Origin of the sequence: Stenotrophomonas sp. YIM B06876 (assembly GCF_030711595.1) — a bacterium.
GTDB lineage: Bacteria > Pseudomonadota > Gammaproteobacteria > Xanthomonadales > Xanthomonadaceae > Stenotrophomonas.
On record NZ_JAUJUJ010000163.1, the window covers coordinates 1 to 1,755 of the forward strand.

General features: G+C 70.5%; 2 protein-coding genes. Both read right to left on the reverse strand.

The window, feature by feature from the left end; translation table 11 throughout:
• Positions 1 to 122 precede the first annotated feature (122 nt).
• Entirely contained in the window at positions 123 to 974 is an 852-nt protein-coding gene (gene purU, locus QZH66_RS15710; protein ID WP_305806833.1) for a formyltetrahydrofolate deformylase, read from the reverse strand.
• Between the two features lie 60 nt (positions 975 to 1,034).
• Positions 1,035 to 1,755 (reverse strand): tRNA-dihydrouridine synthase (locus QZH66_RS15715; RefSeq protein ID WP_305806834.1); only part of this gene is annotated, 721 nt, incomplete at its 5' end.

Consider the following 1,755-nt stretch of genomic DNA (forward strand, 5'->3'; position numbering starts at 1 on the left):
ACGGGACCGGCGGTGAGCGCAGCGCCGGGGCCGCGGCAACTGCGGCGCAGCGGCTGATCCAGGCGATTGCGCGCCGCGTGCCGGCGACAGCGATTGCCCGCTGCCGGACCGCCCGCCTGCGCTCAGCGGAACACCACCGTGCGATGGCCATTGAGCAGGATGCGGTGTTCGACATGCCGGCGCACGGCCCGGGCCAGCACCTGGGATTCGGTATCGCTGCCCAGCCGCACCAGATCCCGCGGCGTCATCGCATGGTCCACCCGCGCCACGTCCTGTTCGATGATCGGGCCTTCGTCCAGCTCGCCGGTGACGTAGTGCGCGGTGGCGCCGATGATCTTGACCCCGCGCGCGTGGGCCTGGTGGTACGGCTGCGCGCCCTTGAAGCTGGGCAGGAAGCTGTGGTGGATGTTGATCGCGCGTCCGGCCAGCGCCTGGCACAGCCGCGGCGACAGGATCTGCATGTAGCGCGCCAGCACCACCAGGTCGATCTGCTCGCGCTCGACCAGCTCCAGCAGCTGCCGCTCCTGCTGCGCGCGGGTGTCGGCCGTGACCGGCAGGTGGTGGAACGGTATGCCGCAGGACCGGGAAAGCGCGGCGAAATCGGCGTGATTGGACGCGACCGCGGCGATCTCCACCGGCAACTGGCGGCTGTGGCTGCGGAACAGCAGATCGTTCAGGCAATGCCCCTGTTTGCTGACCAGCACCAGCAGCCGCGCGCGGCGGCGGGGATCGTGCAGCCGCCACTGCATGCGGAAATCCGCGGCCAGTACGCGCACCTGCGCTTCCAGTTCCGCGATGGCCGCGGCCCGCTCCAGGTCGAAATGCACCCGCAGGAAGAACAGCCCGCTTTCCTCGTCGCCGAACTGCTGCGAATCGAGGATGTTGCAGCCGTGCTCGAACAGCAGGCCGGACACGCGGTAGACGATGCCGGTACGGTCCGGGCAGGACAGGGTGAGGATGTAATCGGGGCGCATCGGCCCAAATCTAGGCGATGCGCCCGGCTGTCCCGCGTCGATATCAGCTGCAACCACCCCTCAGCGGGTGAACAGTCCGCGCGCCGAAGCCGGCTCGCACCGCGCGTACTGCGGCGCCGGGGTGACCTTGTCGCCCAGCGCGGCGGCGGCGTGCCACGGCCAGCGCGGGTCGTAGAGGATGCCGCGGGCCAGCGCCACCGCATCGGCCTGGCGCTTTTCCAGGATCAGCTCGGCCTGCTGCGGCTCGGTGATCTGGCCCACCGCGATCACCGGCATGCCCACCACCGTCTTGATCGCCTCGGCAAACGGCACCTGGTAACCCGGCGTCAGCGGAATCTGCTGGCGCCGGTCCAGACCGCCGCTGGAGACGTGCACGAACTGGCAACCACGGGCATCGAGCACCTGCGCCAGCGCCATGCTCTGCGGCAGGTCCCAGCCGCCTTCGACCCAGTCGGTGGCCGAAATGCGCACGCCCACGGCGATCCTGTCCGACACCGCCTCGCGCACCGCGTCGAACACCTGCACCAGCAGCCGCAGGCGGTTTTCCAGCGAACCGCCGTACGCGTCCTGGCGCTGGTTGCTCAGCGGCGACAGGAACTGGTGCAGCAGGTAGCCATGCGCGGCATGCAGCTCGATCAGCTCCAGACCCAGGCGTTCGGCGCGGCGGGCCGCCGCCACGAACGCCTCGACCACCGCCTCGATCCCGGCGGCATCCAGCGCCTGCGGGGCCGGGTCACCGGCGGCAAAGGGCAGCGCCGAGGGCGCCCGGGTGATCCACGCG

Coding starts and splice junctions, on each gene's coding strand:
- purU (WP_305806833.1), bottom strand. CDS start 974: ATGCGCCCCGATTACATCCTCACCCTGTCCTGCCCGGACCGTACCGGC.